At 66.7% G+C, this 25517-nt stretch carries 21 protein-coding genes and 1 riboswitch; of the genes, 12 read left to right on the forward strand and 9 right to left on the reverse strand.

The genetic code is table 11. The features are described from left to right. Window positions 1-15: 15 nt before the first annotated feature. The 3 genes from HOP53_RS08040 to HOP53_RS08050 all read left to right on the forward strand — a co-directional run bounded on the left by HOP53_RS08040 (window position 16) and on the right by HOP53_RS08050 (window position 1735). Window positions 16-288, forward strand: a complete 273-nt coding sequence (locus tag HOP53_RS08040; protein ID WP_234244996.1) for a DUF5666 domain-containing protein — start codon at window positions 16-18, stop codon at window positions 286-288. Window positions 289-361: 73 nt separating this feature from the next. Further along, on the forward strand, window positions 362-745 hold the full coding sequence (locus tag HOP53_RS08045) for a Rieske (2Fe-2S) protein (protein WP_234269529.1): 384 nt from the start codon (window positions 362-364) through the stop codon (window positions 743-745). Window positions 746-853: 108 nt separating this feature from the next. Next, a complete protein-coding gene (locus tag HOP53_RS08050; RefSeq protein ID WP_234269530.1) occupies window positions 854-1735 on the forward strand; it encodes a DMT family transporter in 882 nt (293 codons plus the stop codon). A 75-nt stretch (window positions 1736-1810) separates the two neighbouring features. Here the strand turns inward: HOP53_RS08050 and HOP53_RS08055 are convergent, their stop codons facing one another. The 6 genes from HOP53_RS08055 to HOP53_RS08080 form a co-directional block, all read right to left on the reverse strand. Further along, entirely contained in the window at window positions 1811-2584 is a 774-nt protein-coding gene (locus HOP53_RS08055; RefSeq protein ID WP_234269531.1) for an enoyl-CoA hydratase-related protein, read from the reverse strand. Window positions 2585-2685: 101 nt separating this feature from the next. Beyond that, entirely contained in the window at window positions 2686-3534 is an 849-nt protein-coding gene (locus HOP53_RS08060; protein WP_234269532.1) for a 3-hydroxybutyryl-CoA dehydrogenase, read from the reverse strand. A gap of 14 nt (window positions 3535-3548) precedes the next feature. Beyond that, the gene (locus HOP53_RS08065) at window positions 3549-5180 is read right to left on the reverse strand and encodes an acyl-CoA synthetase (protein WP_234269533.1); all 1632 of its coding nucleotides are present in this window, start codon (window positions 5178-5180) and stop codon (window positions 3549-3551) included. A gap of 81 nt (window positions 5181-5261) precedes the next feature. Further along, window positions 5262-7055 (reverse strand): acyl-CoA dehydrogenase, encoded by a 1794-nt coding sequence (locus HOP53_RS08070; protein ID WP_234269534.1) that lies wholly within the window; start codon window positions 7053-7055, stop codon window positions 5262-5264. Between the two features lie 161 nt (window positions 7056-7216). Next, on the reverse strand, window positions 7217-8626 hold the full coding sequence (locus HOP53_RS08075; protein ID WP_234269535.1) for an MFS transporter: 1410 nt from the start codon (window positions 8624-8626) through the stop codon (window positions 7217-7219). Between the two features lie 242 nt (window positions 8627-8868). After that, window positions 8869-9504, reverse strand: coding sequence for a class I SAM-dependent methyltransferase (locus HOP53_RS08080; RefSeq protein ID WP_234269536.1), 636 nt, complete (start codon window positions 9502-9504; stop codon window positions 8869-8871). A 54-nt stretch (window positions 9505-9558) separates the two neighbouring features. Between HOP53_RS08080 and HOP53_RS08085 the strand changes: the two genes are divergently transcribed. The 7 genes from HOP53_RS08085 (at window position 9559) to HOP53_RS08115 (ending at window position 19045) form a co-directional block, all read left to right on the forward strand. Next, window positions 9559-9951, forward strand: coding sequence for a VOC family protein (locus HOP53_RS08085; protein ID WP_010629364.1), 393 nt, complete (start codon window positions 9559-9561; stop codon window positions 9949-9951). A gap of 66 nt (window positions 9952-10017) precedes the next feature. Then, window positions 10018-10392 carry a DUF4870 family protein gene (locus HOP53_RS08090; RefSeq protein ID WP_191223955.1) on the forward strand — a complete coding sequence of 125 codons (375 nt, stop codon included), beginning with the start codon at window positions 10018-10020 and terminating at the stop codon, window positions 10390-10392. A 3-nt stretch (window positions 10393-10395) separates the two neighbouring features. Then, window positions 10396-11325 (forward strand): lysophospholipid acyltransferase family protein, encoded by a 930-nt coding sequence (locus tag HOP53_RS08095; protein WP_234269537.1) that lies wholly within the window; start codon window positions 10396-10398, stop codon window positions 11323-11325. A gap of 57 nt (window positions 11326-11382) precedes the next feature. Then, window positions 11383-14778 (forward strand): translocation/assembly module TamB domain-containing protein, encoded by a 3396-nt coding sequence (locus tag HOP53_RS08100; RefSeq protein ID WP_234269538.1) that lies wholly within the window; start codon window positions 11383-11385, stop codon window positions 14776-14778. 66 nt (window positions 14779-14844) lie between these two features. After that, window positions 14845-14978: riboswitch (TPP riboswitch) on the forward strand. Between the two features lie 81 nt (window positions 14979-15059). Continuing rightward, window positions 15060-15728, forward strand: coding sequence for a thiaminase II (tenA, locus tag HOP53_RS08105; protein ID WP_234269539.1), 669 nt, complete (start codon window positions 15060-15062; stop codon window positions 15726-15728). Window positions 15729-15769: 41 nt separating this feature from the next. After that, window positions 15770-17665: a phosphomethylpyrimidine synthase ThiC gene (thiC, locus tag HOP53_RS08110; RefSeq protein ID WP_234269540.1), complete on the forward strand. Its 1896-nt coding sequence runs from the start codon at window positions 15770-15772 to the stop codon at window positions 17663-17665. A gap of 129 nt (window positions 17666-17794) precedes the next feature. Further along, complete coding sequence (locus tag HOP53_RS08115) at window positions 17795-19045, forward strand: PDDEXK family nuclease (RefSeq protein WP_234269541.1); 1251 nt, start codon at window positions 17795-17797, stop codon at window positions 19043-19045. Window positions 19046-19133: 88 nt separating this feature from the next. Here the strand turns inward: HOP53_RS08115 and HOP53_RS08120 are convergent, their stop codons facing one another. Beyond that, a complete protein-coding gene (locus HOP53_RS08120; protein ID WP_234269542.1) occupies window positions 19134-19739 on the reverse strand; it encodes a porin family protein in 606 nt (201 codons plus the stop codon). Between the two features lie 119 nt (window positions 19740-19858). After that, on the reverse strand, window positions 19859-20794 hold the full coding sequence (locus HOP53_RS08125; protein WP_234269543.1) for a DMT family transporter: 936 nt from the start codon (window positions 20792-20794) through the stop codon (window positions 19859-19861). A gap of 160 nt (window positions 20795-20954) precedes the next feature. Here HOP53_RS08125 and HOP53_RS08130 point away from each other — a divergent pair, with 160 nt between their 5' ends. Together HOP53_RS08130 and pta are read left to right on the forward strand one after the other, a co-directional pair. Continuing rightward, complete coding sequence (locus HOP53_RS08130; protein WP_234269544.1) at window positions 20955-22133, forward strand: acetate/propionate family kinase; 1179 nt, start codon at window positions 20955-20957, stop codon at window positions 22131-22133. Next, window positions 22130-24304, forward strand: a complete 2175-nt coding sequence (gene pta, locus HOP53_RS08135; protein WP_234269545.1) for a phosphate acetyltransferase — start codon at window positions 22130-22132, stop codon at window positions 24302-24304. The genes HOP53_RS08130 and pta overlap by 4 nt, the downstream gene beginning before the upstream one ends. Here pta and thiO read toward each other — a convergent pair. Continuing rightward, window positions 24230-25420, reverse strand: coding sequence for a glycine oxidase ThiO (thiO, locus tag HOP53_RS08140; RefSeq protein WP_234269546.1), 1191 nt, complete (start codon window positions 25418-25420; stop codon window positions 24230-24232). The two genes, pta and thiO, sit on opposite strands and share 75 nt — an antisense overlap. Window positions 25421-25517: the final 97 nt, after the last annotated feature.

The raw sequence follows: 25517 nt of genomic DNA on the forward strand, positions 1-25517 counted from the left end.
CCAAGGAGAGGAACCATGCTGAAACGTCTTGCCTTGTTGACTGCCGCCCTGCTGCTGACCTTCTCGACGGCCGCTCATGCCAACGATCTCGAAGGCGAGATCGAGTCGCTGGATCGTGAAGCGCGCACCCTGACCGTTCAGGGCATCGTCTTCCACACCGATGACGATACCGATTACGACGACGGCCTGAGCAGCTTCGACGATCTCGAAGAGGGGCAAAGGGTCGAGATCGATTTCGAGTACGACGGCGAGCGCCACCTCGCCAAGGAGATCGAGCTCGAAGACTGACAGCACCCACGGCACTGACAGGCGGGCCGGCATTGGCGACAATGTCGGCCCGTTTGCATTTCAGGACACCATCATGACCCAAGCCTGGCAACAGTATCGTAGCGCACCCGCGCTTGGCACGCGCCTCGTTCGACACGACGAGCTGCCGGTGGGCTCTACCCACAGCCTGACCCTGCAGGGAGAGAAGGGAAGCTTTCCACTGCTGCTGGTGCGCCTCAGCGACGCGCTGCTCGGCTATGTCAACGCCTGTCCTCACCAGTTCCTGCCACTCGACCAGCGCGGCCCGCGCATTCTCAGTCAGGATGGCGAGTCACTGCGCTGCACAAATCACGATGCCACCTTCTCCGCCCGCACCGGCGAAGGCACCGGCGGGCTTGGCGTCGACTGTGCGCTCGACCCGGTGCCGGTGAGCGTCGACGCCGAGGGCTGGGTCGTCGTTGGCGGGCCGGACGAGTAGGCATCGTTGATGCATATCATCATGTTTATTGATGGATAGAAGGCTATCTATCACCCGGCCGTTTCGTTTACGCTCGTCATTCAGCCACAAAACGCCAAGGACCGTTGCATGACGCCGGCCGATTCTCTGCGCCTGATTCTGCTCTCTTCGCTTTGGGGCATGTCGTTCATCTTCATGCGCGTGGCGGTACCCGAGTTCGGCCCGGTACCGCTCATCCTGGTGCGCATGGGCATCGGTGCGCTGCTGCTGCTTCCGCTGCTGCTCAGCCTGCGCTATCTCAAGCTGGTGTGGGAGAACAAGGGCGGCCTGCTGCTGCTCGGACTGGTCAACCATGTGCTGCCCTTCGTGCTGCTGGCCATGGCCACCATTCGCCTGGAGGCCGGCTTCACCTCGTTGATCAACGCCACCACGCCGATATTCACCGCCCTGCTCGGTGCGCTGTTCTTCACCACCCCGGTACAGCGGCAGCAGTACCTGGGCCTGGCGCTGGCCTTCTTCGGCGTCTACGTGCTGTCGGCCAACCGGCTGGACTTCGCCCTGGGCGGCGACGGCTGGTTCATTCTGGCCGCCGTAGGCGCCACCTTCTGCTACGGCGTGGCGACCAACTACTCCAAGACCTACCTCTCGCACCTGCCGGTGCGGGTGCTGGCCGCCGGCAGTACCGCCATGTCGGCGCTGATTCTGCTGATCCCCGGGCTGCTGCTGTGGCCCAGCGAGCCGATCAGCGGCCTGGCGTGGGGCAACGCCCTGGGCCTGGCCGTGTTCAGCACCACCCTGGCTTTCCTGCTCTACTTCGGGCTGATCTCCAGCGCCGGCGCCACCGCCACCTCGACGGTCACTTTCCTGGTGCCGGTGAGCGCCCTGCTGTGGGGCTACCTGCTGCTGGACGAGCGCCTCAGCCTGCAGGTACTGGTGGGCATGGCCATCACTCTGGCGGGTACCGCCATTGCCACCGGCATGATTCGCTGGCGACGCCGCGAGCTGGCCTGAACCGACACGCTGTAAACGAACGAGAGCGGCAGCGTCGTTACGCTGCCGCTCTCTCGTTACCGCACCGCCGATGAATCAGAAGTTGGGCTTGCGCTTCTCGACGAAGGCGCTCATACCCTCCTTCTGCTCGCTGCCGGCAAAGCCCAGCGCGAACAGGCTGGTCTCCAGCGCCAACGCACTGTCGAGGTCCTGGTCCATGCCATCGTGCACCGCCTGCTTGGCGCTGCGCACCGCCAGCGGGCCGTTGCCGGCGAGCTGTTTGGTCAGTTCCTCGGCATAGGCCTCGAGCTCGGCCTGGGGCATCACCCGGTTGACCAGGCCGATACGCAGGGCCTCCTGAGCATCGATCTTGCGCCCAGTGGTAACCAGGTCCAGTGCCATGGCCGGTCCTACCCGACGCGGCAGGCGCTGGGTGCCGCCGAAGCCGGGAATTACCCCGAGCAGCACCTCGGGCTGGCCGAAGATGGCGTTGTCGCTGGCTACGGCCCAGTCGCAGGCCAGCGCCAGTTCGCAGCCGCCGCCAAGACAAAACCCGTTCACCAGGGCGACCACCGGCACCGGCAACGTTTCCAGTCGCTTGATGGTACGCAGGGCCTGGCTGGCGAAGGCACGTGCCTCCTCCGGGGTCTTGGTGCGCATTTCGGTGATGTCGGCACCGGCCACGAAGGCCTTCTCACCCGCGCCGGTGATCAGCAGGGCGCGCAGGTCGCTGCGCTTCTCCAGCTCGGTGAGCAGCGCTTCCAGCTCGGTGAGCACGGCGCTGTTGAGGGCATTCAGCGCCTTGGGACGGGTGATGGTCAGGCGCACGACGCCGGCGTTGTCGACCATCTCGATCAGCTTCTCGCTCATGGGGGCTCCTTGCTTGTAGTCAGAACGATACCGACCAACCCTAGCGAACGCTTGGTTGGTCGGCAATCCTTTCTTGGTCGAGCGCAGTAGTGAATCGTCGCTTACTGGTATATGTGGAAGCCGCGCCCACTCTTCCGCCCCAGATAGCCGGCTGCCACCATGCGCCTGAGCAGCGGACAGGGGCGATACTTCGGGTCGCCGAAGCCCTCCTGCAGCACCTCCATGATCGCCAGGCAGACGTCCAGCCCGATCAGGTCGGCCAGCGCCAGCGGCCCCATCGGGTGAGCGGCGCCAAGCTGCATCGACTGGTCGATGTCCTCGGCGCTGGCGGCGCCCTCCTGCAATAGGAAGGCGGCCTCGTTGATCATCGGGATCAACAGGCGATTGACGGCGAACCCGGGCGAGTCGGCGATGGCCACCGGCGTCTTGCCGAGCTGCCGGGTCAGTTCCTCGATGCGCGCCGCGGTGGCATCAGAGGTCTGCTCGGCGCGGATCACCTCGACCAGCTTGAGCACCGGCACCGGATTGAAGAAGTGCATGCCCACCACCCGCTCCGGACGCTCGCACACCGCAGCAAGCCGGGTCAGCGACAGCGACGAGGTGTTCGAGGCCAGAATGGCATCGTGACTCAGCCGGCTCAGGTCACGAAACAGCTTCTCCTTCAGCGCCGGCTGCTCGGGTGCGGCCTCGATGATCACCTCGCAGTCGCGCAGAGCCTCGAGCGACGTGGTCGTCTCCAGGCGCGCCATGGCCTCGGCCTTTTCGGCCTCGCTGAGCTTCTCCTTGGCCACCAACTTGCCAAGGCCCTTGTCGATGGTGGCCTGAGCCCGACCCAACTGCTCATCTGCCACGTCGTAGAGCCGCGTGGGAAAGCCGCTGGCCACCAGCACCTGCGCGATGCCCTGCCCCATGGTGCCGGCGCCGACCACACCGATTGCCTGTCGTGTCATTGTCTTGCTCCCGTTCACTGCTTGCGCGCTTCTTCGCGCAGGACGAATTTCTGGATCTTGCCGGTAGAGGTCTTGGGCAGCTCGGTGAAGATCACCGTCTTGGGCACTTTGAAGCGTGCCAGATGCTGGCGACAGTGCTCGATGATGTCGGCTTCGGTGACCTCGCCGAAGCCCACCTTGAGCTTGACGAAGGCGCAGGGCGTCTCGCCCCACTTCTCGTCGGGCTTGGCCACCACCGCGGCCTCCTCAACAGCGGGATGGGAGTAGATGGCATCCTCCACCTCGATGGTGGAGATGTTCTCGCCACCGGAGATGATGATGTCCTTGGAGCGATCCTTGATCTCGATGTAGCCGTCAGGGTGCCACACGGCGAGATCGCCGGTGTGGTACCAGCCACCCTCAAGCGCCTGCTCGGTGGCGGCCTCGTTCTTGAGATAGCCCTTCATCACGTTGTTGCCACGCATCAGGATCTCGCCGATGGTCTCACCGTCCTTGGGCACCGGCTCCAGGGTGTTGGGGTCGGCGACACAGAGCGCTTCCAGCATGTGATAGCGCACGCCCTGACGCGCCTTGATCCTGGCCCGCTCCTCCAGCGGCAGCTCGTCCCACGCCTCGCGCCAGGCGCACACCGTTACCGGCCCGTAGACCTCGGTGAGACCGTACACATGGGTCACTTCGATACCGAGCTTCTCGACGCCGGCGATCACCGAGGCGGGCGGCGCGGCGCCGGCGGTGGTGACCTTCACCGGGTGGTCGAAAGCACGCTTCTGCTCCGCCGGCAGGTTGACCAGGCCGTTGAGTACGATCGGCGCACCGCTGAAGTGGGTGACCTTCTCGTCGACGATCAGGTCCATGATCTTCTTCGGATCGACCCTGCGCAGGCAAACGCTGACGCCGGCATTGGCGGCGATGGTCCAGGGGAAGCACCAGCCGTTGCAGTGGAACATCGGCAGGGTCCAGAGATAGACCGGATGATGCGGCATGGCCCACTCGAGGATGTTGCTCACCGCGTTGAGGTAGGCGCCGCGATGATGGTAGACCACCCCCTTGGGCTTGCCGGTGGTGCCCGAGGTGTAGTTGAGCGAGATCGCCTGCCACTCATCCTCCGGTAGCTGGTAGGCGTACTCCGGATCGCCCTCGGCCAGCAGCGCCTCGTACTCCAGCTCACCGATATGGCGTGTTTCGCCCTCGTACAGGGCGTCGTCCACGTCGATCAACAGCGGCTTGATCGCCAGCCGCGAGACGGCGTCCTCGATTACCCCGGCGAACTCCGGGTCGACCAGCACCGCCTGAGCCTCGCCGTGCTCGAGCATGTAGGCGATGGCCTCGGCGTCGAGGCGAATGTTGAGGGTATTCAGCACGCAACCGGCCAGCGGCACGCCAAAATGCGCCTCGAACATGGCCGGTACGTTGGGCAGCATGACGGCCACCGTTTCACCGGGCTTGATGCCGCGCTTCTCCAGCGCCGAGGCGAGCCGCCGGCAGCGGCTCCAGGTCTCGCGCCAGCTGCGTCGGATGTCGCCGTGGATCACCGCCGGATAGTCGGGATAGATGGAAGCGCTGCGCTCGATGAAGGTCAGCGGCGATAGCGCCACGAAGTTGGCCTGCGACTTGGGCAGGTCCTGTTCGAAGATGCTGTCGTTCATGGTGGGCTCCGAGTGAGTATCGTTCTTATAGGTATTGTCCTGACCACCGGCCGCCGAGGTAGCGTCCGGTGGAGTAACGGCTCAGGAAAGCGTGACCCGATAGTCGGCCAGGCTCTCCATGCCGGCCTCGATCACGCTGCGGTTGGCGCGACCGACCGGCAACCACTGGCGCAGGGCGAAATCCGCCGCGGCCAGCTTGGCGCGATAGAAGGGGTCGCTGCTGCCACCCGCCTCGGCGGCACGCGCCTTGAGGGCGGCCCGGCCCATCTGCCAGGCGCACAGCACGTGGCCGGCCAGGCTGAGGAACGGCGTGGCGTAGGCCTGCACGGCGTCGGCGCCGCGCTGCGGGTCGCGGCTCGCTTCGAGCACCAGCGCCATGGCGGCTCGCAGATCGGCGGCGCCGGCGGTCAGACTCTCTCCCAGGGCGGCCAGCTCACCACTCTCGCGCAGCTCGCCGGCCGTGGCCTCGACCTCATCGATCAGCCCGGCGAGCGCCGCGCCGCCGTCGCGGGAGAGCTTGCGCCCGGCCAGGTCGAGCGCCTGGATGCCGTTGGTGCCCTCGTAGATCGGTGCGATGCGGGCATCGCGCAGCAGCTGAGCGGCGCCGGTCTCCTCGATGAAGCCCATGCCACCGTGCACCTGCACGCCGAGCGAGGCGATCTCCACCGCCTGATCGGTAGAGAACGCCTTGACCACCGGAATCAGCACGTCGACCCGGCCCTGGGCCGCGTCGCGCTCGGCGGCATCCGCCGCGTGGCGCGCCACGTCGAGCTGGGCGGCGCAGTAGAGCGCCAGCGCCCGCAGCGCATCGGTGCGAGCACGCATGGAGAGCAGCATGCGGCGCACGTCGAGATGCTCGCTGATGGTGGCCTCGGCGCCGCGCGCCCTACCCTGTACGCGATCCAGCGCATAGGCGAAGGCGTGCTGGCAGGCACGCTCAGCCACACCGATGCCCTGGATACCGACCTTGTGACGTGCTTCGTTCATCATGGTGAACATGTGGTTCAGGCCGCGTCCCTCTTCGCCCACCAGGTAGCCGATGGCGCCATCGTTCTCACCGAAGCTCAGGGTGCAGGTAGGCGAGCCGTGGATGCCCAGCTTGTGCTCGATGGAGGCGCAGGTGACGTCGTTGCGCTCCCCCAGCGAGCCATCGGCATTGACCAGGTATTTGGGTACCAGGAACAGCGAGATGCCCTTGTTGCCCTCGGGTGCGTCGGGCTTGCGCGCCAGCACCAGGTGGATGATGTTCTCGCTGGCGTCGTGCTCACCCCAGGTAATGAAGATCTTCTGGCCGAACAGGCGGTAGCGGTCGCCCTCTTCATCAGGGCATGGCATTGCCCGTGTGCGCACCTTGGAAAGATCGGAGCCGGCCTGGGGCTCGGTGAGGTTCATGGTGCCGGTCCAGCTACCATCGACCAGCTTGGGCAGGTAGGTTGCCTTGAGCGCATCGCTGCCGTGGTGGGCCAACGCCTCGATGGCGCCGGCGGTGAGCATCGGGCACAGCCCCAGCGCCATGTTGGCGCCGTGGAGCATCTCCTGCACGCTGCTCGCCACCACCTCGGGAAGGCCCTGGCCGCCCAGCGCCTGGGACACCCCGATGCCGTTCCAGCCGCCTTCCGCGTATGCCTGGTAGGCCTCGGCGAAGCCGTCCGGCAGAGTCACGCCACCATCCTCACGCCGCACGCAACCCTGGCGATCACCGCTGGCATTGAGCGGTGCCCACACTTCGCCGGCAAGCCTGGCCGCCTCCTCCAGTACCGCTTCGACCAGGTCGGGGCTGGCTTCCTCGAAGCCGGGCAGGTCGAGGGAGCGGTATTCGAGCAATTCCTCGAGCACGAAGCGAAGGTCACGAACGGGAGCGACGAAGGGAAACATGAAAGCACCTCGGGGAAAATGATAACAGCGATAGTAGATATACTACTTTTCGTTGGCCATTATCACTAGGTCGCAGTCTGATGGCCAAGGCCCCGCTCTCGGGCGCGCAAAAAAACGCCCGATGCGAGGGCACCGGGCGTCTTGTGGAAATGGCAGCAGCTTCAGCGTCGTGGGCCGCTATCGAGCGCTTCGTTTTCCTGCTCGACGGCCGGAACGTCATCCTCGCCGTGATAGAAGACGATATGCGGCTCGTCCGGCGGCGGCGGGCCGACCAGAGGCTCGGCCACCTCAACCTCGGGCACCACGTTGGAGAGATCCTCCATGTGCTCGTGCTCGATGGCGCCCTGCACCAGCTCCTCGGTGACGGTGAGCTCGGCACCCACCGGCGACATGGGCGTATTGGGCGAGAATGGCGCCACCGGCACCGGCGCCGGCCGCACGCTGCGCCGCCAGGTGAAGAAGCCGACCAGGAACAATCCCAAGACACCGAAGGCCCAGAACAGGCCTGCATCGCCCACCCAGGCCATGGCTGGAGAAATCAGCGGCGGACTGACCGTCGAGCCAATGGCGTTGATCAGCAGCAGTCCCTGGCTCATGCGCACCAGGGCCCCGGCCGGTGCGCGGTCGGCGGCATGGCTCACCGCCACGGGATAAAGGGCGAAGACACCGCCACCCAGCAGGAACAGCAGCGCCGCCAGCACCCAGGTGTGGAGCGGCAATAACAGCATGCCGACCGAGATCAGGGCACAGAAGGCCCCGATCATGATCAGCACGATCTGCCGGTCATGACGATCGGACCAGCGCCCGATGGGGTACTGCAGCAGCATGGCGCCGAGGATCACCACCGCCATCATCTGCCCCACCTGTGCCACCGTGAGTCCGATGCGCTGTAGATAAAGCGGCAATAGCGTGTAGACGGCGGCGACCGCCAGGCCCGAACCGAAGCTGCCCATCACCCCGGTGGGGGTCATGACGATCAGCCGCATAGGCGAGAGCGGTTCGGCGTGCTCGATCAGCGGCGAAACCCGCGGAATCATCGCCATGGGCAGCACCGACAGCGAGGCCAGCATGCCGATGACCATGAACGGCGCGGCCTCGCCCATGGCATCGGTCACGCCGAGCAGCAGCTGACCGAGCACACCGGCCGCGTACAGCGAGATCATGTAGAGGGCGAGCAGCCTACCGCGCACCTTCTGATCGCCCGAGGTGAGCAGCCAGCTCTCGATGACCAGATAGACCCCCACGGTGGCCCAGCCGCCGATCAGGCGCAGGCCGAACCAGGCCCAGGGGTCGAAGATCAGCGCCTGGAGCAACACCGTGACCGCCACCAGCGAGGCAAAGCTGCCGTAGGCGCGAATATGGCCGATGCGCAGCAGCAGTCGGTCGTTGAACATCGCCCCCAGCGCCAGGCCGATGAAGTAGGCCGAGGAGACCCAGCCGATCACGACCGGCGATTCGCCGGCGGCGTCGAGCCGCAGCGTGATCAGCGTGGCCAGGAAGCCATTGCCGATACCCAGAATGAAGAGACCCAGCAGGGGAGCCAGGGCCATGGCCAGCAGTTGCCGCGACATCAGCGCGCCTCTCGACAGAACCGAAGAATGTATAAAGGGAGAAAGATGGCAGAAAACGCCGTGGAACGCTGCCCATCGCCCTTGCGCTCGACCACTGACTGGCCAACGCTCGGGTGGGGCGGCGCGAATCATACGCCTGGCAGCGCCGGTGTCAAATGCTTAATCCGCTTCCTTTCACTCACTCAGAGCAATTCACCAAACTGAGGATAAAAAACAGCAAGACAGGCCAAAACATGCCTGCATTAGCGCTTCTGCAGCAAGGCCACATCGGCGGCCGGAAACTCGACGCTCATGCCCAGGTGCTCGGCCAGCCACTCGAAGCTCGCCTCGCTGAAGAAGCACACATGAGTGGGGTCGAGAATGTAGTGCCAGCGTGCGAAGGCCTCCTCGCCGATCATCCGCTTGGTCATCAGCCCCAACCAGCCGCCCGGTGGCAGCAGCGCCGCTAGACGCGCGAGCTCGCGCCCCGGGGCGAATAGATGCTCCACCACCTCGGTGGCGGTGATGAAGTCGTAGCGGCGCTCGAGCACGCCGGCATCGGGGGCATAGAACGGGTCGTAGATCGACATCGGGTGGCCTGCCTCCTCGAACATCAGTGACAGGGTCGGGCCGGGGCCGGCGCCGAAATCGAGGCCGCTGGCTCCCGGTGCCAGCCGATGCTGCAGCGGCTCGAACAGGCGCGACAGGAAACGTCGGTAGCCGGGGTCGTCGGGGCGGTTCTCGTGCTGATCGTAGACCGCCCGCTCCTGCTCGGGCGACAGACGCTGCTCGGGCGGCACGAAAGCCAGCCGGCAATTCTCGCAGCGGTAGTAGTCGCGCCGCGCATCGCGATGAAAATGGCGCGAATGCGGGCTAGCGCATAGCGGGCAGGTCGGCATCGTCGTATCCTTCATGGCCTGACGAAAAAACACATCATAACGAGGAGGCCGGCAATGCTGTCAGGTCTGGACCACCTGGTCATCACCGTGACCGACATCTCCCGCGCCGTGGATTTCTATTCTCGCGTACTCGGGCTCGAGGTGCGCTATCGCGATCGTGAGCGAGTCGATCTGCTGCTCGGCGACATCGCCCTGCGCCTGCACTGGACGGCGACCGACATCGAGCCGCGTGCCGCTACGCCCACGCCGGGCAGCTTGGACCTGTGCCTGCGCAGCCTGCTGCCATTGGACGAGGTCCAGCGTCACCTCGAAGCGCTGGACGTGGAGGTCGAGCTCGGCCCGGTCTCCCGCCAGGGCGCCACCGGCCCCATCGAATCGCTCTATCTGCGCGACCCCGACGGCAACCTGCTCGAACTCAGCCGGCCGCTGAAAGAAACGCTGGAATAATGGCCCGCTGGCAATGACGCGTATGACCGGTATCATTGGGGCAAATCGTGTTTGACTGGATGGCCCATGAACGACAGCCCCGATAACCACAGCGTCATCGAACCAAAAGGCACTCCCGACATCACCCTGCCTATCGTCGTCTATGCCCTGCTTCTGGCCGGCGTGGTCAGCGGGGGGCTGACGGCCATCGTTGGCGTGGTCATCGCCTATGTCTATCGCGGCCAGGGTCCCCACTGGTTCGACGAGCACTACCGCTACCAGATCCGTACTTTCTGGCTCTCCGTGCTCTACTTTGCCATCTCCGGCGTGCTGACGCTGGTGATGATCGGCTTCGTGACCTGGCTGCTGGCCGTGGTGTGGCTGGTGGTGCGCTGCGTCAAGGGCATCAAGCGCTTGCAGGAGCACCGCGAGCCCGACAACGTGGATGCCTGGCTGATCTGAACCATGAGCGAGTCGCAGCCCCCTTCCGCCACCCTGCAAGGCCGCGCCATCGCCGCCCTGTGGCGCACCCTGGCCGGATGTCGCCCCGCCATGCTGTGGCGCCTGGCACGTGTTTCCGGCCCGCTGGTGCATCGTTTCAGCCGGCGCGAGCGCGAGGTCACCGAGATCAATCTCGCCGAGGTCTACCCCGAACAGGATGCCGCTACGCGCCGCCGGCTGGCCCGGGAGAGCCTGACCCACTCCACCGCCACCATGCTCGAGCTGGGCTTCGCCTGGATGGGCGAGCCGCAGCGGGTAGAGGAGTCGATACTCGAGATCCACGGCCGCGAACTGCTCGACGAAGCCCGCGCCGAGGGCCGCGGCGTGATCGTGCTGGCCCCGCACTTCGGCAACTGGGAGGTGCTCAACTTCTGGCTCTCCAGCCATTTCCCCTTCACCGCCATGTACGAGCCGCCCAAGATCGCCGAACTCGATCCGGTGATTCGCCAGGGCCGTGAACGCATGGGGGCGAGCCTGGTACCGACCAATCCGCGCGGTGTGGCCGCCCTGCTCAAGGCGCTCAAGCGCAGTGAAGCGGTAGGCATCCTGCCCGACCAGGAGCCCAGCTGGGGCAGCGGCGTGTTCGCGCCCTTCTATCACCGCCTGGCCTACACCGCGACCCTGCTGCCCAAGCTGGTGGCACGCACCGACGCCCGGGTCGTCACCGGCGTGGCCCGGCGCATTCCCGGACGCGGCTTCGCCATCCACTTCCTGGCCGCCGACGAGCGCGTCTATGCTACCGACGAGGAGCAGTCGGCCACCGGCGTCAACGCCTGCGTGGAAGACGCCATCGCCCTGGACCCGGCCCAGTACCAGTGGGAGTACAAGCGCTATCGCAAGGTGATCGAAGAGCAGCAGGGCGTGCCGAACCACCAGGAGTTTCGGCTCTACTGAACGCTGCCGCCGCTAGTACGCAGGGGGGTGAATGCCTCAAGGACGAGAACACCATCCATGATCCTCCCCAGGCCACTCAAGGCGCTGACATGGCTCGTGCTGTTTCTGGCGCTGCTCTACGCGCTCTATCTCATTACCGCCAATGCCCTGCTCGCCAGCGCCTGGGGTCGCGCCCAACTCGACCGCACGCCGCGGCTCTCCCTGGAATGGGAGCGCGCCTGGACGCTCTTTCCCGGTCAGCTCGAGGTCACTCAGCTGCGCCTGGCCGGCAGTGCCGCCGAGCGTGACTTCACCCTGGCGGCCGAACGCGCCAGCCTGCGCTTCGCCCTCGCTCCCCTGCTCGACCGTGAAGTCGGCATTCGCACGCTGGAAGCCGAGGGGATCCGTCAGGCCAGCCTCGACGCCTATTGGCTGCAGGGCAGCGGTACCCTCCACCTGGCCGGCGTTCATTGGCGCGCCGGTGAGTTCGGCGCCGAGCGCGCCTCGCTGCAGCTGGACGAGGGCGCCGTGTTGCATGACGACACCGCACTGGTGGAAGGCGTAACGCTTGACGCCGACCTGCGCCTGGCCCCGCTGAGGCTGGCCGAGCACCCCGGCGGCGCGGCGACACGCTTCGTCTCCGGCAGCCTCACGCTGGCCGGGCGCAGTGACGCCTACGACGTCTTCAATCCCTACCTCGCTGCGCTGGGCTGGTTCGAGATCGACGGACGCGGCGATCTCACCGGCGACATCGCCATCGAGCGCGGCGAGGTGCTGCCGGGCAGCCGTCTGCGTCTGGACTCGCCTCGCCTGAGCGTGCGGCTCGACGAGCGCCACTGGCTGGAAGCAGGAGCGCTCTACCGCATCGACGGCTCCGGCGCCGTCGAGGTCGAGGTGGCACAGAGCGCACGTCTGGCGCTTGAGCTCGACGACATCGAGATGGGCGAGGCGTCACCGCAGCCCTCGCCCGCGACCTCGGCTCGCCCCCTGCTCGGCGGCGAAGGGTTCCGGCTGGTGCTGGAGACCCCCGCGCTGCGCCTGCATGCTCCGCCGGACGAGCTGCAGCGTGCCGAACTGCACTGGCGCAACGCCGAGGCATTCGACATCGCCGCCCTCCAGCGTTACCTGCCGCCTCCGGTACCGCTGACGCTGGAAGGGGGCACGGCCAGGTTGCAAGGCGGACTCAGCTACGACGCCGAGCGCCTCACCGGCGGTTTCGATCTCGCCGGAGAGGCCATCTCGGTGCGCCTCGGGGAGCAGCCGCTGACCGGCCGGCTGGGCCTGCACCTGCCCATCGTCGCACTCGACGTCGAAGGTGGCGCAGTGGACGTTTCCGGCACGCAATTCGAGCTCGAGGCGGCCGCCCCAGGCGAGGAGCAGCCGCTCAGCACTTCTCTGGCGCTGGCCACCGCCCGCTTTCGTTCGCCGCTGGCGTGGCGCGAACTGGACGACGACACCCTGCGCGATCGCGAAACGCCATGGCAAGCGGAGCTGGAACTGCGTGGCCATGTCGCCAATCTGGCCGTGCTCGACCCTTTTCTCAGCGGACTGCTAGACGGACGCGGCCTTGCCCTGCAGGGCGGCGGCCGGCTCGATGGCGTGCTTCAGGTGCGCGACGGGCAGCCACTGTCGGGCAGCCGGCTCGAGGTTCGATCCGAGGCGCTGGGCGCACGCCTGCTCGGCTTTCACGCCCGCGGCGACGGCCGCGCGCATTTCGTGCTCGGCCCCGGCGAGACCCACCCCGAGGCCAGCCTCGAACTCGTCTTCGGTGAGGTGGACCTCACCCGACTCAGCGACGGTCGCCGGCTGTTCCAGGCCGAACGCCTCGCGCTTGCCGCCAGCGCCGCGGCGAGCCCTCGGACGGCGCGCCCCACCACCGCCGAGATCGCCTGGCGCGGCGCGCGCATTCCCGACGTCAGCGTGCTCGATGCCTACCTACCCCAGGCGACGCCGCTACGCTTGCACGGCGGCCGGGCCGCCAGCGATGGGGAGCTCGTGATTACCGGGGAGCGTGCCCAGGGTCGGGCTACCCTGACCGGGGATGCCATTCGTGGCCGCCTGCTGCAGGAGGCGTTCGACGGCGAACTGGACGTGAGCCTCGTGCTGCGCGACCTTCACCCCGCCCGCCAGCACCTCGATCTCTCCGGCAGCCGCCTGACCCTGAACGCCGCAACGAACGGCGGCGAGCCCCTGCGTACCCAGTTGGCGGTTCGCCAGGCAAGGCTCCAGGGCGGCTTCGACTGGCCCGGCAGCGAAGCGCCACGCCGGCCGCTTTCCGGCACGCTGCGGCTGGATGGCCTGCTCGACCGGCTCGGCTTTCTCAACGCCTTTCTGCCCGACGAGCACGGCCTGGCGATCCAGGGCGGCGGGCGCCTGAGCGCCGACCTGCGCTTCGCCGACGGCGAAGCCATGGCCGGCAGCCAACTGCGCGTTCACTCCGAGCGGCTCGGTGCCCGCTTCCTGCACTACGAGGCCTTCGGCGACGGCACGCTGATCGTGACTGTCGACGACCCCGGCGCCGAACTCAGCCTGTCGCTGCCCCGCTTCGGCCTGCGCCGCCAGGCCGACAGCGGGGCACTGATCGAAGGCCGGCTGCTGGACTTGCACAGCCGGGCACGCCACTTCGATCTGCCCGAAGGGCTGCGCGAACTGAGTACGCGCATCGATCTGCCTCACCTGGTGGCGCCGGATCTGGCCGCGCTCAACGACTACCTGCCCCAGGGCGGCGCCATCGAGCTGCTGGGCGGCCAGGCGCGCCTCGCCACCCATCTGCAGCTCGAAGGCACGCGTGCCCGCGGCCGGCTGGCGCTGCACGCGCCGGATGCCCGGCTCGCCCTGCACGAGCAGACCCTTGAGGGCGCTCTGCATCTGGAGACCCGGCTCGCCGACGGCGACCTGGAGAGTCTCGACTTCGACGTCTCCGGCTCGCGGCTCAGTCTCGACGGCGTGCGCCTGGCGGACGCCGGCGGCAGCCTCAGCCACGGCTGGTGGGCGCGGCTCGAGCTGCCCAAGGGACGCATGCGCTGGGAGCGGCCACTGGAACTCGACGCCCAACTGGAACTGGTCATGCGCGACAGCGGCCTGCTGGTGAATCTGCTCGTCGATGCCGCTCGCGAGCGACGCTGGCTGCGTGAACGCCTCACCTTCGGCGAGGTTCACGGCGAGGCTCGGGTGATGCTGAACGACGACACCGTACGGCTGGAGAACCTCGCCGTGCAGGGCGGCGAGCGCCTGGAGCTGCTGGCCAACCTCGCTCTGCGCGACTCCCAGCTTGCCGGTCGCGCCTTCGCCCGCTATGGCCCGCTTCGACTGGGCATTGAGATCGACGAGGGCGGACGCCGCTGGCAGCTGCGCAACGCTCGCTCGTGGTACACCAGCGGGGTGCCCGCCAGCGAGCTGGTTCTGCCCGAGAGCGAGCTGGTGCTGCCTGAGAGCGAAGCTTGGTTCGAACGGTTGGACGTGCAGGTGGAATAAAGCAGAGGGAATGAACCAAATGGCCCGCATGGCTGGAAAGCGGCCGCTGACCTGCTAGACTGGCCACAACGCTTGACGGGGTGCCGGTGGAACCGGCTGAGATCGCCATACGACATGTCTGCTGCAGACGCGTCGTCACGGCGGGGCCCGTTGAACCTGATCCGGCTCGTACCGGCGTAGGAATCAAGCGGTGGCCAGGCGCCAGCTCTCTCTTTCTTCAGCCCTGACCCACTCTTCCCCCCTTCGCCCGCGCTCCGGATCCGTTCTCACCCGGAGGCAAGATGGGCTATCGCTTCACCGACCTGACCCGCGCCTGCCACGACGACTGGCGCGCCTACATCGAGCACGACTTCGTCCGCAGCCTGGGCACTGGCACCCTGGATGAAGGCGCCTTTCGCCACTACCTGCAGCAGGACTACCTGTTCCTGATCCACTTCGCCCGCGCGTATGCGCTGGCCGCCTACAAGAGCCGCACCCTGGCCGACCTGCGCCAGGCCCATGAGGGGCTCAAGGCCATCGTCGACGTAGAACTCGGCCTGCACGTGGGCTACTGCCGCGAATGGGGCATCTCCGAGGCGGAGCTGGCCGCGCTGCCCGAGGCCCGCGCCACCATGGCTTACACCCGCTACGTGCTCGATACCGGCAACCGCGGCGATCTGCTCGACCTCCACGTGGCACTGGCCCCCTGCCTGGTGGGCTACGGCGAGATCGCCAACTGGCTCAATGCTCAAGACTCCACGGTACGCGGCAACGCCAACCCCTTTGAGGCCTGGATCGCCATGTACGAAGGCGAGGAGTTCCAGGCCGCCATGCAGGCGGAACTGGCCTGGCTCGACGCCCGCCTGGCCGACGTCACCCCGGCACGCTTCGACGAGCTCGTCGAGGTGTTCCGTGATGCCACCCGGCTCGAGATCGATTTCTGGCAGATGGGGCTCGACCGCAGCCTCTGACGCTCCCCTGACCGACAACAACGCATCAAGGATTCCAGTTTATGAGCAAGACCGCCCACTTCCTCGCCGAGACCGCCAAGGTCGACGAGGCCGCCATCCAGCCGCTGCCCGGCTCGCGCAAGCTCTACGTCGAGGGCTCGCGCCCCGACATCCGCGTACCCTTCCGCGAGATCTCGCTGTCGCCGACCAAGACCTCCGGCATGGGCCCGGATGAGCAGAACCCGCCGCTGCTGGTCTACGACACCTCCGGCCCCTACACCGACCCGCAGGCCGAGATCGACCTGCGTCGTGGCCTGCCCGAGCTGCGCCGCGCCTGGATCGAAGAGCGCGGCGATACCGAGTTCCTCGACGGTCCCACCAGCGAGTATGGCAAGCGCCGCGCCAACGACCCGACCCTGGCCCAGTTGCGCTTCGACCTCTCCCGCACGCCACGCCGCGCCAAACCCGGCAAGAACGTCACTCAACTGCACTACGCCCGCCAGGGCATCATCACGCCGGAGATGGAGTTCATCGCCATCCGCGAGAACCAGCGCCGCCAGGCCTTGGGCACCGCCGAGGTCGAGCGCATCCTCGGCCATCAGCATCCGGGCCAGAGCTTCGGCGCACGCCTGCCGGAAGAGATCACCCCGGAGTTCGTGCGCGCCGAGGTAGCCGCCGGTCGCGCCATCATTCCCTGCAACATCAACCACCCGGAGTCGGAGCCGATGATCATCGGCCGCAACTTCCTGGTGAAGATCAACGGCAACCTGGGCAACTCGGCGGTCACCTCCTCCATCGAGGAGGAGGTCGACAAGATGACCTGGGGCATCCGCTGGGGTGCGGACACCATCATGGACCTCTCCACCGGCCAGAACATCCACGAGACCCGCGAGTGGATCATTCGCAACTCGCCGGTGCCGATCGGTACGGTGCCGATCTACCAGGCCTTGGAGAAGGTCAACGGCGTGGCCGAGAACCTCACCTGGGAGGTGTTCCGCGACACCCTGATCGAGCAGGCCGAGCAGGGCGTGGACTACTTCACCATCCACGCCGGGGTGCTGCTGCGCTACGTGCCGCTGACCGCCAAGCGCGTCACCGGTATCGTCTCCCGCGGCGGCTCGATCATGGCCAAGTGGTGCCTCTACCACCACCAGGAGAGCTTCCTCTACACCCACTTCGAGGAGATCTGCGAAATCTGCAAGCAGTACGATGTCGCCTTCTCGCTGGGTGACGGTCTGCGCCCCGGCTCCATCGCCGACGCCAACGACGAAGCACAGATGGCCGAACTCAAGACCCTGGGCGAGCTGACCAAGATCGCCTGGAAGCACGACGTGCAGGTGATGATCGAAGGCCCCGGCCACGTGCCCATGCACCTGGTCAAGGAGAACATGGACAAGCAGCTGGAGTACTGCGACGAGGCGCCCTTCTATACCCTCGGCCCGCTGGTCACCGACATCGCCCCGGGCTACGACCACATCACCTCCGGCATCGGTGCGGCGATGATCGGCTGGTTCGGCTGCGCCATGCTGTGCTACGTCACGCCCAAGGAGCACCTCGGCCTGCCCAACAAGGATGACGTCAAGACCGGCATCATCACCTACAAGATTGCTGCCCATGCGGCAGATCTGGCCAAGGGCCACCCTGCAGCGCAAAGGCGTGACAACGCTCTGTCCAAGGCGCGCTTCGAGTTCCGCTGGGAGGATCAGTTCAATCTCGGCCTGGATCCGGACACCGCCCGCGAGTACCACGACGAGACGCTGCCCAAGGACTCCGCCAAGGTGGCCCACTTCTGCTCCATGTGCGGACCCAAGTTCTGCTCCATGAAGATCACCCAGGAAGTGCGCGACTACGCCGCCGAGCACGGCCTCACCGGCGATGCCGACGCGGTGATGAAAGGCATGGAGGAGCAGGCGGAAAAGTTCCGCAAGCAAGGCGCTGAGCTCTACAAGGAGGTGTGAGCCCTCGTTGGTTCTGCCCACGCCGGCCCAAGTGGCCGGCGTGTTTTTTTTCCGCCATAGGCGACATCGGGGAACGCTCGGATGTAGCCTGTAGAAACCGGCAAGGAGAATTGCGGAGGGAGCGAGCCCATGTCACACCTGCACGTCGCGCTGGTGACCGAACGCCCCGAAGTGAGCCTGATCCCGATACTGCAGCTGCGCCCACAGCGGGTCGTGCTGGTGCCGTGCCAGGCATCGCCCCAGGCCGCCGAACGCCTGGCCATCCTGCTGCGTCACGAAATGAGCGGCGAAATAGAGGTCGAGGTGTGTCCAACCCTCGCCACCCAGGACCCGATGCGCTGTGCCATCTATGCCAACGAGTTGGCCGAGAGCCTCTATCGTGAGCAGTTCGACGCCACCAATCTCTCGGTGACGCTGGACCTGGGCGAATGCGGCACCCTGACCGCGCTGATGTTTCAGCAGGCCATGCAGCAGTGCTCGGCCGACTGGCTGTACGTGGACACTCAGGCAGGAGTACTTTACCGCATGGACTGCGACAGCACCGACAGGCAGCCTGATACCATCGCCATCGAGCCGGTACTGAATGTCGACCGCTACCTGCAGGCCAACGGGCGCAAGCGCGTTCGCGCCCTCTCCGACGGTGCCGCCTGGCGCGACGCCTGCCAGCTCCGCAAGCCTCTCACGTATTATCTTGCTCATCATGCCGATCGGCTGGCCGTCCTGCTCGGTGAATTGCACGACATGGTCCATGGCACCGATGGCGTGCTGACGGCTTCCGATCCACGCTCGGGGCCACAATTACGCCCCGGCGGCGAACGCCAGCGACTGCGGGCGTCCCCACACTTTCCCGCCACCGATGCGTTGAACGTTCTCAGCGAGGCCCAGCTGCTGCAATGGACGAGCGACGACCCGCACAGTGTCGTCATCGATACACTGGAAGGTGCCCTCTACCTGGGCGGCGGCTGGCTCACCGAGTACACCTGGCTCAGCACGCAGGAGGCCGGCTTGGCCCACGCCTGCTGCGAGGCCCACATACTCGACCTGAGCGTTCAACACAATCACGAGCCCGTGGTGTCGGACTGCCTGGCGGTCGAGCGCAACCAGCTCCTGTTCGTCGAATGGCTGATCGCCCGCCCTGGGGCAGAAGTCTGCCTCGAGCAGGGCCTGAAGCGGCTGCATGAAATCCTCGATCACTCCGCCGGGCTCTCGGCGACCCGCGTCCTGCTCGCCTGCGGCGAGTTCGACAAGGCCAAGCAGCGACTTACCGAACTGCAGCGCCGACAGGGCTTTCGGGTCGAGGTCGTGGAGGGCCCTGAGCTGAGGCAACTGCCCGCACTGCTGGCCAGGTGGAAGGAACATGGCAGGTGGATCGGCGGCTGAACCTGCGACCAGGCATGACGAACGACAGAAAGCGCCCCGGCCATTGGACCGGGGCGCTTGGCTATCACGACTTGCCTCAGATGGCGGCTTAGAAGCGGAACCGCAAACCGACGCTGGCCGCGTCGAAGGTGTGGTCGGAGCGATCCAGGTAACGCATGTAGTCGGCGCCGACGGAGAAGTTGGGCGCGATGTCGAACTCGGCACCGGCACCGTAGGAGAGGCCATCTTCGCGCCCCACATCGAAGTCGACCTCGGTAATACCGGCCAGGCCGTACAGGCGGAATTCATCGGAAAGCGGCAGGATACCCTTGCCGTAAGCCCCGATCAGGTGATCCAGCTCGACCGGACCGTCCGAGCCACCGGTACCCAAGTGCGCTTCGACACCGAAATAGTCGTTGAACTGAGCGCCGCCACGCAGACGCAGGCCGGCGGAATCGCCCGAGGGGCCGACATCGTTGCTGAGATCCCAGAACATGGCGTCTGCGCCGATATAGCCTTGCGGGTACATCGGCATATAGGCCTGCTGCTGGGTGCGCGGCTGAGCCTGCCCTTGAGCCTGAGTACGCTGCTGGGTCTGGGCTTGCGTCTGGGTTTGAGCTTGAGGTTGGGCCTGAGTCTGAGGCTGCTGAGCCTGGGCCGAGGAAATGAACGTACCTGCCATCAGTGCTGCAGCGGGAACGGCTAGCAGTTTCATATCTTCACCTCCATTAAGAAACGGTGTTTCCATACACCGGGTCCAGTGTGGTACAGGGTTTTCGACCATGCAAGTCGAATAAGCAGAAGATAGTTTCGATTCGTAACGAAGAGCCGCCTTCAGCGTGGAGACAGGCTCAGCGCCACGATGCCGCCCAGCACGATCGCCCCACCGACCAGTTGAGTGCCCGACAGCATCTGCCCCAACACCAGATAGCCGAGCAGCAGCGAGGCCACCGGCTCCACGTTCATCACCGGCGCATTGCGCGCCATCTCCAGCCGCGGCACGCTGATGAACAGCACCGAGAAAGCCACGCTGTAGAGCAGTGCCAGAGCAGCGAGCGCACCCCACCCCGTGGGAGTTGCTGGCATCGTCATGCCGCCCGGCACCAGTTGCAGTACGCCGGCGACGATCATCAATACCAGCACCGTGAGCATGGTCAGCAGGCTGCGCAGGGTGCTGCCCACCTCCCCCAGATGGTGCTCGGTGGTCCACAGCGCCACGGAAAAGGCCGCTGCCGCGCCCAGGCCGAAGGCGATGCCCGGCAGCCACTCCGGACCAAGGGCCTCGGGCGCAGCCAGCCAGGCAGGAATATCGAGCACTACCACCAGACCGACCAGAATCGCCGTCATGATCAGCGCCGCGCGCAGCGTCGGCCGCGGCCCGCCCAGCGCCCAGGTCAGCAGCGCCAGCTGAATGGGAAAGGTATTCATCAGCAGCAAGGCCACGACCACGGGGATGCGCGCCACCGCCGCATAGAGACACAGGCTCTGGATGGCCACCATCAGGCCGGCCAGCAGCTGCCAGCGCCCGGCACCGGCCGGAAAGGAGATGCGCTTGCGCTGCCAGAGAAACAGCACCACCAGCACGGCGAGCGCCGTTGCCGAGCGCACCAGCACGGCCAGCAACAAGCCGGTGCCTTCGTCGAAAGCCAGGCGCGCCGCGACGTGATTGCTGGCAAACAGCGTCGCGACGGCGACCAGGATGGCGATGGCGAGATGGCGGGGCAGCAGGCCAGGGTGGACGGCTGGACGGTCGGATAGCGCAGTGCTCATGACGGATTCTGGTCGGGGCGAAGCGCTCAGCATGCCAGCGTTCTCGTCCTGCCCCAACAGGTTGCCTCGAGATGACTTAACAATAAGCCTGCGAAGCAGGACATGGTAGACTAAAGTCTGACGTCTATGCTGTCCCTACAGCCTACCAACGGGAGAACGGATGGAGACTTCGGTTCTGGTCATCAACTGCGGTTCCTCTTCGATCAAGTACGCCCTCGTGCCCAAGGATCCTGACCGCCCGCGCCTGTCGGGGCTGGCCGAGCGCCTGGGTAGCAGCGATGCACGTTTGAAGGGAACCGACAGCCAGGGCGAGTCGTTCGAACAGCCGCTGGGGGCCGCCGACCATGCCGTGGCATTGGAAGCCATTCTCGCGCGCTTAGATGGGCGCCTGCCGGTGGCAGTCGGCCATCGCATCGTACACGGCGGCGAGCACTTTACCCGCGCCGCGCTGATCGACGACGACGTGGTGGCGGCAATCGAACATACCGCCGCCCTCGCCCCGCTGCACAATCCAGCCAACCTGGAGGGGGTCAAAGCCACTCGCCGCCTGTTTCCCGACCTGCCTCAGGTGGCCGTGTTCGATACCGCCTTCCACCAGAGCCTGCCACCGAGGGCCTACCGCTATGCCCTGCCCGAAGCGCTCTACCGCGACCATGCCATTCGCCGCTACGGCTTCCACGGCACCAGTCACGCCTACGTCAGCCGTCGCGCCGATGCGCTGAGCGGCCTCGAGGGGGGCGGCTGGCTAACCGCCCACCTGGGCAACGGCTGCTCTACCTGCGCCGTCTGGCACGGCCGGAGCCTCGACACCAGCATGGGCCTGACGCCCCTGGAAGGGGTGGTGATGGGCACCCGCAGCGGCGACGTCGACCCAGGCCTGCACGCTCACCTGTCGCGCCAGCTCGGCTGGACCATCGAGCGCATCGACGAGGTCCTCAACCGCGGCAGTGGCCTGCTGGGGCTATCGGGCCTGACCAATGACATGCGTGAACTGGAAGTCGCCGAGTCTGAGGGGCATGCGGGGGCTGCACTTGCCATCGAGGTGTTCTGCTATCGCATCGCCAAGTCGCTGGCGGCGCTCTCCTGCGCCCTGCCCCGTCTCGACGGCCTCGTCTTCACCGGGGGCATCGGGGAAAACTCCGCCATGGTCCGCGAACGGGTTAGCGCCCTGCTGCCGCACTTCGGCCTGCAGCTCAATCACACGGTCAACGCCGAGACGATCCGCGGCCGCGAGGGCCGCATCGATGCCGGTGGCCGCCAGCTGTGGGTCATTCCCACCGACGAAGAGGGGCAGATCGCCACCGAAACCCGCCAGCGACTGGAAGAGACCGCTGCATGACACCACACGATACACGTTCACACACCAAGGTACTGCTGATGGTTCCCACCTCAGTGGGAGTCGGGCTGACCTCCGCCTGCCTGGGGCTGATGCAGGCGCTGGATACCATCGGTCTGAAAACGGGTTTTCTCAAGCCGTTCCGCCAGGACGAGCTGAACGGCCCCGGCCCCGACCGCTCCACCGCCCTGGTAAGCAGCACCCTCGATCTGCGCCCGCCGGCCCCCATCGCCCAGGCCGACATGGAGCGCCTGCTGCGCCAGGACCGCCTCGACGTGCTGATGGAGCAGGTCATCGAGCTCTTCGACCAGGCCATGGACGGCCACGACGACACCACCCCCGATTTGATCGTGGTGGAAGGGGTGGTTCCCACCGCTCACGGCACCTACGCCACCCAGCTCAACGCCCAATTGGCCCATGCGCTCAATGCACGCGTCATTCTGGTCGGCAGCGGCGACGCCGCGGCCCCTGAAGCGCTGGCCGAACAGCTCGACATGCACGCCAGCGCCTTCGGCGGAGTGGGTTCGGCGCGTACCCTAGGCTGCATCCTGATGCGCATGCAGAACCTGCCCGGCGGCGAGGAGCCCACGCTGGCACCCGGTACCAGCAGCGTCATGCTCGACGACACCTTCCTGGACGAACTGCGCCGCCACTCACCGGCGCTGGCCACCGACCGTTTCCACCTGATCGGAGTGGTGCCCTACAACCCGGCACTGATCGCACCGCGGGTGATCGACGTGGCACGGGCGCTCGACGCCAGGTTCCTGCACGAGGGCGACGCCGCCAACCGCCGCGTACTCTCCACCAGCCTGTGCGCCCGCAGCGCCGCCAACGCCCTGCACGTGTTTCGCCCCGGCAGCCTGATCGTGACCTCCGGCGACCGCGACGACATCGTGCTGGCCTCGGCGCTAGCCACCATGAACGGCGTTCCCATGGCCGGCGTGCTGCTGACCAACGGCTTCATGCCCAACGACAACATGATCGAGATGTGCCGCCCGGCGCTGAAGACCGGCATGCCTGTACTGGCGGTAGACACCGACAGCTTCACCACCGCCAAGAACCTGGGCCGGATGGGCAACGACATCCCCATGGACGACCTGGAGCGCGCCGAGCAGGTGGCCCGCTTCGTGGCCGGACATCTGGATCTGCAATGGCTCAAGGACCATCTGAGCCGGGGCTTTGCCCGTCGGCTGTCACCCTCGGCGTTCCGCTATCAGTTGGTCAAGCTGGCTCAGCGCGCCAACCGGCGCATCATCCTGCCCGAGGGCAGCGAGCCGCGCACCGTTGAGGCCGCCGCCATCTGCCAGCGCCGCGGCATCGCCAACTGCGTGCTGCTGGCCCGCCGCGAAGAAGTGGAAGAGGTCGCCCGCAACCGCGGCATCGAACTGCCGGAAGGGCTCGAAATCCTCGACCCTGAGCACATTCGCAGCCGCTACGTGGCGCCCATGGTGGAGCGCCGGCGCGGCAAGGTGAACGAGCTGACCGCAGAGGATCAACTGCAGGACAACGTGGTGCTGGGCACCATGATGCTGCAGCTCGACGAGGTCGATGGCCTGGTATCCGGCGCCATTCACACCACCGCCAACACCGTGCGCCCCGCCTTCCAACTGATCAAGACCGCGCCCGACTATCGCCAGGTGTCGTCGATCTTCTTCATGCTGCTGCCGGAGCAGGTGGTGGTCTACGGCGACTGCGCGGTGAACCCGGATCCGGACGCCGAGGCGCTGGCCGAGATTGCCATTCAGAGCGCGCGCTCCGCCCAGGCCTTCGGCATCGAGCCGCGAGTCGCCATGATCAGCTATTCGACCGGCGAGTCCGGCAGCGGTGCCGACGTCGACAAGGTGCGCCAGGCCACGCGACTGGCCCGCGAGCTGGCACCCGATCTGTTGATCGACGGCCCGCTGCAGTACGACGCTGCCGCGATCGAGAGCGTGGGCCGCCAGAAGGCACCTGACTCGCCGGTGGCGGGCCGTGCCACGGTGTTCGTGTTCCCCGACCTCAACACCGGCAACACCACCTACAAGGCGGTGCAGCGCAGTGCGCGGGTGGTCAGCGTGGGGCCGATGCTGCAGGGGCTCAACAAGCCGGTCAACGACCTCTCACGTGGCGCCCTGGTCGACGACATCGTCTACACCATCGCGCTGACGGCGATCCAGGCCGCCCAGCGCAGCTGAGCCCGGCCGTCCGGAACGCCGTGCCGGACGATAGGGCGCGGGGTCGATGGCCGGTTCCCGCCCGAGCAGCAGATCGACCAGTAACCGGGTCGCCGCCGGCGCCAGTACCAGGCCGTTACGGTAGTGCCCGGCATTGACGAAGAGCCCCTCGATGCCGGGTACGGCGCCGATGAAGGGGATGCCGTCCGGTGCCGCCGGGCGCAGCCCGGCCCAGTGATGCTCGACTCGGCACTCGGCCAGTGCCGGCAGCATCGCCACGGCGCTGTGCCACAGCGACTCGCGTGCCTCCTCGGTGGTGCTCTTGTCGAAGTCGGTCTGCTCCAGGGTCGAACCGACCAGCACCCGGCCATCGCCGCGCGGAATCAGGTAGCGGCCATCGGCCAGCACCACCCGTTCCAGCAGCTGGCGCCCGCCCGGCATGGGCGGGGTGGCGAACAGCATCATCTGGCCTTTCACCGGGCGTACCGGCAGTGCCACGTCATGGTCGGCCAGCAGCACCCCGCTCCAGGCGCCGCTGCACAGGATCACCCGCCCGGCAGCGATGCGCTGCTGTCCGGCAACGGCTCCCAGCACCCGCCCCCGCTCGACGATCAGCCGCTCGACGTCCGCTTCTTCCACCACTCGGGCGTTGGGCAACATCTCCAGTCGCGCGCGCAGCGCCCGGCACAGCCGCGGGTTGCGCACGCTGCCGAGGCTGGGCATCCACAATCCTTCGCCCAGCCCCTCTACCAGCCAGGGCTCCTGGCGGTAGATGAAGTCGGCATCGACCCGCTCCAGCGGCCAGCCCTGACGCTGCGCCCAGTCGCGAGCGCGCTCGGCGTCGTCCACGCTCAGGTAGAGCAGCCCCTTCTGGCGGTATTCGATGTCGACGCCGGTGGCCTCCCGCAGCTGCGCCGCCATCTCGGCATAGCGCTCTCCCGCCCCCCGGGCAAGCTGCGATACCGGCTCGCTGTAGCGCCAGGGGTAGAGCGGCGAGACGATGCCACCGCCGGCCCAGGAGGCCTCCTGGCCGCAGCGGCCTCGCTCCAGCAGGGTAACGCCATGGCCGGCCTCGGCCAGCTGGCAGGCGGTCAGCATGCCGATGACACCACCGCCGACGATCAGGAAGTCGTTCACGCAATGCTCCGATACAGGGTCCCGCCACTGCGGGCGCCCAGGCCTCAGGACACGACTGCGCCCCGTCGAGACGGGGCGCAAAGGCGGCAAGTTGGCA

The sequence above is a fragment of the Billgrantia ethanolica genome, assembly GCF_021404305.1.
Classification (GTDB): domain Bacteria; phylum Pseudomonadota; class Gammaproteobacteria; order Pseudomonadales; family Halomonadaceae; genus Halomonas; species Halomonas ethanolica.

Coding starts and splice junctions, on each gene's coding strand:
- pta (WP_234269545.1), top strand. CDS start 22,130: ATGACACCACACGATACACGTTCACACACCAAGGTACTGCTGATGGTT.
- HOP53_RS08070 (WP_234269534.1), bottom strand. CDS start 7,055: ATGTTTCCCTTCGTCGCTCCCGTTCGTGACCTTCGCTTCGTGCTCGAG.
- HOP53_RS08085 (WP_010629364.1), top strand. CDS start 9,559: ATGCTGTCAGGTCTGGACCACCTGGTCATCACCGTGACCGACATCTCC.
- HOP53_RS08060 (WP_234269532.1), bottom strand. CDS start 3,534: ATGACACGACAGGCAATCGGTGTGGTCGGCGCCGGCACCATGGGGCAG.
- HOP53_RS08065 (WP_234269533.1), bottom strand. CDS start 5,180: ATGAACGACAGCATCTTCGAACAGGACCTGCCCAAGTCGCAGGCCAAC.
- HOP53_RS08040 (WP_234244996.1), top strand. CDS start 16: ATGCTGAAACGTCTTGCCTTGTTGACTGCCGCCCTGCTGCTGACCTTC.
- HOP53_RS08095 (WP_234269537.1), top strand. CDS start 10,396: ATGAGCGAGTCGCAGCCCCCTTCCGCCACCCTGCAAGGCCGCGCCATC.
- HOP53_RS08115 (WP_234269541.1), top strand. CDS start 17,795: ATGTCACACCTGCACGTCGCGCTGGTGACCGAACGCCCCGAAGTGAGC.
- HOP53_RS08080 (WP_234269536.1), bottom strand. CDS start 9,504: ATGCCGACCTGCCCGCTATGCGCTAGCCCGCATTCGCGCCATTTTCAT.
- HOP53_RS08050 (WP_234269530.1), top strand. CDS start 854: ATGACGCCGGCCGATTCTCTGCGCCTGATTCTGCTCTCTTCGCTTTGG.
- thiC (WP_234269540.1), top strand. CDS start 15,770: ATGAGCAAGACCGCCCACTTCCTCGCCGAGACCGCCAAGGTCGACGAG.
- HOP53_RS08075 (WP_234269535.1), bottom strand. CDS start 8,626: ATGTCGCGGCAACTGCTGGCCATGGCCCTGGCTCCCCTGCTGGGTCTC.
- HOP53_RS08125 (WP_234269543.1), bottom strand. CDS start 20,794: ATGAGCACTGCGCTATCCGACCGTCCAGCCGTCCACCCTGGCCTGCTG.
- HOP53_RS08130 (WP_234269544.1), top strand. CDS start 20,955: ATGGAGACTTCGGTTCTGGTCATCAACTGCGGTTCCTCTTCGATCAAG.
- HOP53_RS08100 (WP_234269538.1), top strand. CDS start 11,383: ATGATCCTCCCCAGGCCACTCAAGGCGCTGACATGGCTCGTGCTGTTT.
- HOP53_RS08055 (WP_234269531.1), bottom strand. CDS start 2,584: ATGAGCGAGAAGCTGATCGAGATGGTCGACAACGCCGGCGTCGTGCGC.
- HOP53_RS08090 (WP_191223955.1), top strand. CDS start 10,018: ATGAACGACAGCCCCGATAACCACAGCGTCATCGAACCAAAAGGCACT.
- HOP53_RS08045 (WP_234269529.1), top strand. CDS start 362: ATGACCCAAGCCTGGCAACAGTATCGTAGCGCACCCGCGCTTGGCACG.
- HOP53_RS08120 (WP_234269542.1), bottom strand. CDS start 19,739: ATGAAACTGCTAGCCGTTCCCGCTGCAGCACTGATGGCAGGTACGTTC.
- tenA (WP_234269539.1), top strand. CDS start 15,060: ATGGGCTATCGCTTCACCGACCTGACCCGCGCCTGCCACGACGACTGG.